The organism is Kitasatospora sp. NPDC094016, assembly GCF_040304045.1.
Classification (GTDB): Bacteria; Actinomycetota; Actinomycetes; order Streptomycetales; family Streptomycetaceae; genus Kitasatospora.
This window is the reverse complement of record NZ_JBEOUK010000018.1, coordinates 131,811-138,754: the sequence shown is the minus strand read 5'-3', so window position 1 is coordinate 138,754 and position 6,944 is coordinate 131,811. Positions and strand designations below refer to the sequence as shown.

Sequence of the window (6,944 nt, the reverse complement as noted above, 5' to 3'; positions counted from 1 at the left end):
CCCGCAGGCGCGGTGCGGCGATTACTGTCTACCTGACTGTGGTCTCCTGTATTTTTGTAGGTCGGGGGGGGTTTGTCATCGGGGGGCGGGGGCCCCGGGGGCGGGCGGGCGCACGGCCCAGGGGGGCGTCAGCGGTTGACGGCCTCAAGGGAACGGAGGGCGTTGTGGGCCTCGGCCACCACGCGCTCGGCGGTCAGGCCGAACTCCTCGTAGAGCACCTTGTAGTCGGCGGAGGCGCCGAAGTGCTCCAGCGAGATGATCCGGCCGTGGTCGCCGACCAGCTCGCGCCAGCCCTGGCCGATGCCGGCCTCGACCGACACCCGGGCCTTGACCGACGGCGGCAGCACACTGTCACGGTAGGCCTGGTCCTGCTCCTGGAACCACTCGAAGGACGGCACCGAGACCACCCGGGTGGCGATGCCCTCGGCCTCGAGCACCTCGCGGGCCTTGACGGCCAGCTGGACCTCGGAGCCGGTGCCCAGCAGGATCACCTGCGGGTCGCCGCTGGAGGCCTCGGCCAGGATGTAGCCGCCCTTCGCGGTGCCCTCGGCGGAGCCGAAGACCTCGCGGTCGAAGGTCGGGACGTTCTGGCGGGTGAGCGCCAGGCCGACCGGGCCGGGGTGGGTGGTCTGGCGCTCGATGACGGTGCGCCAGGCGACGGCCGTCTCGTTGGCGTCGGCCGGGCGGACCATGGCCAGGCCCGGGATGGCGCGCAGCGAGGCCATGTGCTCCACCGGCTGGTGGGTCGGGCCGTCCTCGCCGAGGCCGATCGAGTCGTGCGTCCAGACGTAGGTGACCGGCAGCTTCATCAGCGCGGCCAGGCGCACGGCCGGGCGCATGTAGTCGGCGAAGACCAGGAAGGTGCCGCCGTACACGCGGGTCTTGCCGTGCAGGGCGATGCCGTTCATGGTCGAGCCCATGGCGTGCTCGCGGATGCCGAAGTGGATCGTCCGGCCGTACGGGCTGGCGCTCTTCAGCGGGTTGCCGTCGGGGAGGAACGAGCTGTCCTCGTCGATGGTGGTGAGGTTGGACTCGGCGAGGTCGGCCGAGCCGCCCCACAGCTCCGGGATGACCGCGCCGATCGCCTTGAGGGTCTCGCCGGAGGCCTTGCGGGTGGCGACGTCCTTGCCGGCCGGGAAGACCGGGACGGTCTTCTTCCAGCCCTCGGGCAGCTCGCCGGCCTGGATGCGGTCGAACTCGGCGGCGCGCTGCGGGTCGGCGGCGCGCCAGGCCTCCAGGGACTGCTCCCACTCGGCGTGGGCGGCCTTGCCGCGCTTGATGACCTCGCGGGCGTGCTCGATCACCTTGTCGGAGACCTCGAAGGTCTTCTCCGGGTCGAAGCCCAGGACCTTCTTGGTGGCGGCGATCTCGGCGGCGCCGAGCGCGGAGCCGTGCGCCTTGGCGGTGTTCTGGGCGTCCGGGGCCGGCCAGGCGATGATCGTGCGCATCGCGATGATCGACGGACGGGTGGTCTCGGCCTTGGCCGCGGCCAGCGCGTCGGCCAGGACGGCCACGTCGATGTCGCCGTTGGCCTTCGGGGCGACCCGCTGGACGTGCCAGCCGTACGCCTCGTAGCGCTTGAGGACGTCCTCGGAGAAGGCGGTCTCGGTGTCGCCCTCGATCGAGATGTGGTTGTCGTCGTACAGGGCGACCAGGTTGCCCAGCTTCTGGTGACCGGCCAGCGAGGAGGCCTCGGCGGAGATGCCCTCCTGCAGGTCGCCGTCGGAGACGATGGCCCAGATGGTGTGGTCGAAGGGGGACTCGCCGGCGGCGGCGTCCGGGTCGAACAGGCCGCGCTCGTAGCGGGCGGCCATCGCCATGCCCACCGCGTTGGCGATGCCCTGGCCCAGCGGGCCGGTGGTGGTCTCCACGCCCGCGGTGTGGCCGTGCTCCGGGTGACCCGGGGTGCGGCTGCCCGCGACGCGGAAGGCCTTGAGGTCGTCCAGCTCCAGGCCGTAGCCCGACAGGTACAGCTGGGTGTAGAGGGTCATGCTCGTGTGCCCGGGGGACAGCACGAACCGGTCGCGGCCGACCCACGCGGGGTCGGTCGGGTCGTGGCGCAGGAAACGCTGGAAGATCAGGTACGCCGCGGGGGCCAGCGACATGGCCGTCCCGGGGTGTCCGTTGCCGACCTTCTGGACGGCGTCCATGGCCAGGACCCGCGCTGTGTCAACCGTGCGCTCATCCAGTTCGGACCACTCGAATGCGTTCGTCGGCGTCGTGCTCACCCTGTCTCAGGGCTCCTTCCGTTGTGAAGAGTGACCCCGTGAAAGGGGACCGGGTCGGCCACGGCGCTGTGGTCTCGACGCTGGGTGGTGCCGGTCACGGAGGGTAGATCCCGCTTCTGCGTGCGAGCCTACCGTCCGGCCCGGGGCTCACCCTCCGTGCTGGGACAACCAGGAAATCCGGATGGTGATTCCCACCAGGGCGGTCTGCCTGATTTTGTCCCAGGCTCTCCTGTTTTACGGCACCCTGCCGCCCCGGTGGTCAGGACGGGTTGCGGCGGCGCGCCGCAACGGCTTCGTGGCTTCACCCAGTCGGTTCACCCGGGGGTGTGCCATCGGCCTCGCCGGGGGACCCCGGAGCCGGATGGGATATATGGAGCGTCTAAGGTGGCGTGGTACGCGCAGAGCGGACGATTCGGGACCCTTCGTTCCTGTGGACGCCTGCGAGGATTCATCTTCAGTTGGGGTGTTAGTGACCGCCGTCGAAACCCGTCCCGCCGGGGTCACCGGGGCGACTCCTGCGCACCGGCCCATCGGGGCCCGTGTCGGCGCCTTCGTCGCATTGACCAAGCCACGGATCATCGAACTGCTGCTGATGAGCACGGTGCCGGTGATGTTCCTCGCCCAGCAGGGCGTCCCGAACATGCTGCTGGTGCTGAAGGTCGTGGTCGGTGGCTACCTCTCGGCGGGCGGCGCCAACGCGCTCAACATGTACATCGACCGCGACATCGACGCGGTGATGTCCCGCACCGAGCGCCGGCCGATCGTCACCGGGATGGTGTCGCCGCGCGAGGCGCTGGTGTTCGGCATCGCCCTCGCGGTCGTCTCGACGCTGCTGCTGGGCTTCGGCGTCAACTGGCTCTCCTCCGGACTGGCGCTCGGTGCGCTGCTGTTCTACGTGTTCGTCTACACGCTGGGGCTCAAGCGGCGCACCTCGCAGAACATCGTCTGGGGCGGCATCGCCGGCTGCATGCCGGTGCTGATCGGCTGGTCCTCCGTCACCAACTCGGTGTCCTGGGCGGCGGTCGCGCTGTTCCTGGTGGTGTTCTTCTGGACGCCGCCGCACACCTGGGTGCTCTCGATGAAGGTGCGCGAGGACTACGAGCGTGCCGGCGTGCCGATGCTGCCGGTGGTCAAGGGCAACGTCGAGGTCGGCAAGCAGGTCGTCGCCTACTCCTGGGTGATGGTGGCGACCTCGCTGGCGGTGTGGCCGCTGGGACACATGAGCTGGCTGTACCCCGTCACCGCGGTGCTGCTCGGCGGGTTCTGGCTGCGCGAGGCGCACGCGCTGTACGGCCGGGCCAAGGCCGGGGTGGTGGGCGCGAAGCTGAAGGAGATGCGGCTGTTCCACTGGTCGATCACCTACCTGTCGCTGCTGTTCGTGGTGTGCGCGATCGACCCGTTCGTGAAGTAGGGCCTGTCCGACGTCGAAGAGCCCCGGTCCGGTGGACCGGGGCTCTTCGCGTTCTCACCGGGACGGCAGCTCGGACGGGCCGACGTGGTCGTCCAGCCAGTCCCGGAGCGGCTGGGAGGCGCGCAGGAAGGCGGTGATCCGGGTGCGGGCGCCGCGGGTGCCGAGCCACTTCGCGGGCGCCCACTCCTGCCAGGCGACCAGGCCCTTGTGGCGCAGCAGCTCGATCCTCGGGTGGTCCTTGGGGAAGCCGCGCGGAGCGGTCCTGAGGGAGTCCCGGCCGTGCACCCGGGGGCCGTCCTGCTCCACCGCGGCGATCACCCGCTCCAGTTCGGCGCCGCTGACGTCCTCGGCGACGGCGGCGCGGTAGCGGTCCAGCTGGTCGGGGGCGAGCTGGTACATCCCGTTGCCGCAGGCCAGGCCGTCGGCGGAGAGCTGGACGTAGCCGCCGGTCTCCAGGTGGGCGCCGATGTGCGTCTTGTACGGAGACTTGTCGGCGCTGAACCGGACGTCGCGGTTGGGACGGAAGATCCTCCCGGGCCCGAACTCCGGCTCCAGCTCGGCGAGCAGCAGCTCCATCGGGGTCCGTACGTCGTTGTCGTACTGCTCCTTGTGGGCCTGCCAGAAGGTCTTGGAATTGTCGGCTTCGAGGTGCTCGTAGAAGTCGAGCGCCTCGGCCGGCCAGCCGGAGAAGGTCACGCCTCCAGTATGTGGCCCGGTGCACAGGGCGCTCCCGTCGCCAGCTCGACTACCGGTGGGTAGCATGCGGGCATGAGCAGCGCAGAGACCGCCACCGCCACCGCGCCGGACGCCCGTACCGAGCGCCGCGCCAAGCGCATTGCCAAGCACCTCAGCAGCTTCGCCCGCCAGCACGGGGGCGGCGCCGACGCGGTCGTCGAGTACGTCGGCGCCGTGGCCACCCGGATCGTCGTGGTGGGCGCGGACGGCGCCTGGGGCGACCAGGTGGCCCCGAGCTACGCCGTCGGTCGCCGGGCCGCCGAACTGGCCGGGCTGACCCTGCACGACGACTTCGAGGGCGAGCTGGCCCTCAAGGTGAAGACCGGCCCGTACGAGTGGAAGCGGATGGCGGGCATCCAGCTCGGCGGCTGATCACTTCGGCGCGCACGGCGAACGGCCCGGCTCCCCTGGTGGGGGAGCCGGGCCGGTGTCGTGGGCTCAACGGGGCGGCTCCTCGCGGTCGAGCACCCGGACGAGTCGGGCGGGTTGGTCCAGCCAGGCCCACTGCCTTCTTGTGCTTCGGGTCGGGCGCCGGGTTCTGTCCGTCGGGGGACGGCTTGCTCGTGCCCGGATCCTTCTTTCCGCCGTGCTTGCCGCCACTGGGCTTGTCGGTTCCCCAACCCATGCTTCCTCCTTGAGCGTCGATGAGCGTTGGTGACCCCGTCCGCGGACTTGGTGTCAGCGGCTTCTGGAAGGCGGCGAGGCCGCTCCCTGCCGACGTCTGAGAGTGCCGGCAGCGCGCTGGGTGGAGACATGAGGTCACTCCCTCGGGTGGTCCGACTGATCCCTCCCTGGACCCTGATCTGCCAGCGAGGTATTCCTAGTTCACCGGCTCGGGACAGCGCGTGGGGCCTGAGCGACCGGACGTTTCACCGGACCTTTGGGTTTGGCTGATGTCTCCGACTGCTGGGGAGGTTCTGTGGCAGCACGATCACTCGCCGGACTGAGGAAAGCTGCCGGGTACACGCAAGAGAGCTTCGTTGCAGCGTTCCTCGACATGGCGCACCGTACGGATGTCCGTGGTGAGGTGACTGTTCGCCACCTCAGGAGGTGGGAGTCTCCCAGCCCGCCGTTGCCACATCCTGGCCAACAGGCGGTTCCCGAAGCATTGTTGGGGGTTCCGCTTGATGAGCTGGGTTTCACGGTGCCGCCCGAGCGGGCCCGCAGGATCCCGAGCGGCGGGTGTCAGGAGGGCGCGGTGCAGCGGCGACGGTTCGTTGTAGACGTCGGAGTACTTCTTGGGGCTTCCGTTCTCGCCCCCGCGCAGACTGGTCGCCGGATCGGTGCGGCCGATGTGACGGTGGCGGTTCGGCCCCGGTGGCGACGCCAGGGCGTCGCCACCCGCATGCATCGCGCCCTCATCGAGGGAATCGACAACGCCCGGGTGATGCTGAACACCCGACCGGAGGCGACTGCGGCCCAGGCGTCCTACCGAGCGTGGGGCTACACGCGCGTCGGGTCGGCGATCCCGTGGGACGGCGCGGCTCGGCACGACGTGATGGTCCTCGACCTGATCCACCCGGTGGTGCGAGCGTGACGCCACTCCACTCGGTGTCCGTCGCGGGGGTGGTGGTGCGGGAGGACAGGCGGGTGCTGGCGATTCGGCGGGCTGACAACGGGGCTTGGGAGCCGCCGGGTGGGGTGCTGGAGGTGGCGGAGTCCGTTGAAGACGGCGTGCGTCGCGAGGTCTACGAGGAGACCGGCATCAAGGTCTGCGTGGAGCGGCTGACCGGCGTCTACAAGAACATGAACCGAGGGGTCGTCGCTCTCGTCTTTCGGTGCCGCCCGGAGAACCGGATTGCGCGGCTCTCGGACGAGTCGATCGAGGTTGCCTGGCTTGCCCCGGCCGAGGTCTCAGCCCGGATGGCCGAGGTCTATGCAGTGCGTGTCCTGGACGCGCTTCGGGGCGACGCTGCACCGAGTGTCAGGACTCATGACGGTCGACATCTGCTGTGACAAGGTAAAGGCCCCGGCGTGACGGCAGGGGTCAGGCCCTCGGACATGGGGTCTTCTGCCGTCACCCCAAGAGGAGTGCAAGGACGGATCAGGCAGCGGAGGTGGTGGATCGTGCCCAGGCGTGATTACGAGGACGACCCCAATGCTCCCGAGGCGAACTCGCTGGTCCCGGCCGCGTCCGTGGTCGTGGTCGACGATGCGGGCCGCGTCCTGCTCCAGCGGCGTACCGACAACGGGATGTGGGCGCTGCCCGGCGGCAGGATGGACATCGGGGAGTCGCTCGCCGGCTGCGGTGTCCGCGAGACCCGTGAGGAGACCGGCATCGACATCGCGATCACCGGGATCGTCGGTACCTACACCGACCCGGGCCATGTGTTCGCCTACGACGACGGCGAGGTCCGCCAGGAGTTCTCCATCTGCCTCCTCGGACGCCCGCTCGGTGGGGAGTTGCGGGTGTCGGATGAGTCCCACGAGGTGGCGTGGTTCACCCCGGACGAGACGGACGGGCTGCCGATGGTGTCGAACATCCGCAAGCGGCTGGCCGACTGGCGCTCCGGAGAGATCCCCGTGGTGCGCTAGCCACCTTTGATCGTGACGGCGAAGGCCCCTGGAAA

7 protein-coding genes are annotated in these 6,944 nt (G+C 69.9%); 5 read left to right on the top strand and 2 right to left on the bottom strand.

All coding sequences use genetic code 11. The features are described 5' to 3' along the window. Positions 1-128 precede the first annotated feature (128 nt). The gene (gene tkt / locus ABT015_RS19175) at positions 129-2,228 is read right to left on the bottom strand and encodes a transketolase (protein ID WP_350880477.1); all 2,100 of its coding nucleotides are present in this window, start codon (positions 2,226-2,228) and stop codon (positions 129-131) included. A gap of 463 nt (positions 2,229-2,691) precedes the next feature. On the opposite strand from tkt, the gene ABT015_RS19170 reads away from it, so the two are divergent. Further along, positions 2,692-3,639 carry a heme o synthase gene (locus tag ABT015_RS19170; protein ID WP_350880475.1) on the top strand — a complete coding sequence of 316 codons (948 nt, stop codon included), beginning with the start codon at positions 2,692-2,694 and terminating at the stop codon, positions 3,637-3,639. Between the two features lie 54 nt (positions 3,640-3,693). Here the strand turns inward: ABT015_RS19170 and ABT015_RS19165 are convergent, their stop codons facing one another. Beyond that, positions 3,694-4,335, bottom strand: a complete 642-nt coding sequence (locus ABT015_RS19165; protein ID WP_350880473.1) for a DUF2461 domain-containing protein — start codon at positions 4,333-4,335, stop codon at positions 3,694-3,696. Positions 4,336-4,407: 72 nt separating this feature from the next. Between ABT015_RS19165 and ABT015_RS19160 the strand changes: the two genes are divergently transcribed. The 4 genes from ABT015_RS19160 to ABT015_RS19145 all read left to right on the top strand — a co-directional run bounded on the left by ABT015_RS19160 (position 4,408) and on the right by ABT015_RS19145 (position 6,909). Further along, positions 4,408-4,746 carry a hypothetical protein gene (locus ABT015_RS19160; RefSeq protein WP_350880471.1) on the top strand — a complete coding sequence of 113 codons (339 nt, stop codon included), beginning with the start codon at positions 4,408-4,410 and terminating at the stop codon, positions 4,744-4,746. A 625-nt stretch (positions 4,747-5,371) separates the two neighbouring features. Beyond that, on the top strand, positions 5,372-5,911 hold the full coding sequence (locus tag ABT015_RS19155) for a GNAT family N-acetyltransferase (RefSeq protein WP_350880487.1): 540 nt from the start codon (positions 5,372-5,374) through the stop codon (positions 5,909-5,911). Further along, on the top strand, positions 5,908-6,330 hold the full coding sequence (locus ABT015_RS19150; protein WP_350880469.1) for an NUDIX hydrolase: 423 nt from the start codon (positions 5,908-5,910) through the stop codon (positions 6,328-6,330). The genes ABT015_RS19155 and ABT015_RS19150 overlap by 4 nt, the downstream gene beginning before the upstream one ends. A gap of 111 nt (positions 6,331-6,441) precedes the next feature. Then, the gene (locus ABT015_RS19145) at positions 6,442-6,909 is read left to right on the top strand and encodes an NUDIX hydrolase (RefSeq protein ID WP_350880467.1); all 468 of its coding nucleotides are present in this window, start codon (positions 6,442-6,444) and stop codon (positions 6,907-6,909) included. Positions 6,910-6,944: the final 35 nt, after the last annotated feature.

Excerpts from the sequence above, each read along its gene's own strand:
- ABT015_RS19160 (WP_350880471.1), top strand. The coding sequence starts at position 4,408 with ATGAGCAGCGCAGAGACCGCCACCGCCACCGCGCCGGACGCCCGTACC.
- ABT015_RS19155 (WP_350880487.1), top strand. The coding sequence starts at position 5,372 with ATGGCGCACCGTACGGATGTCCGTGGTGAGGTGACTGTTCGCCACCTC.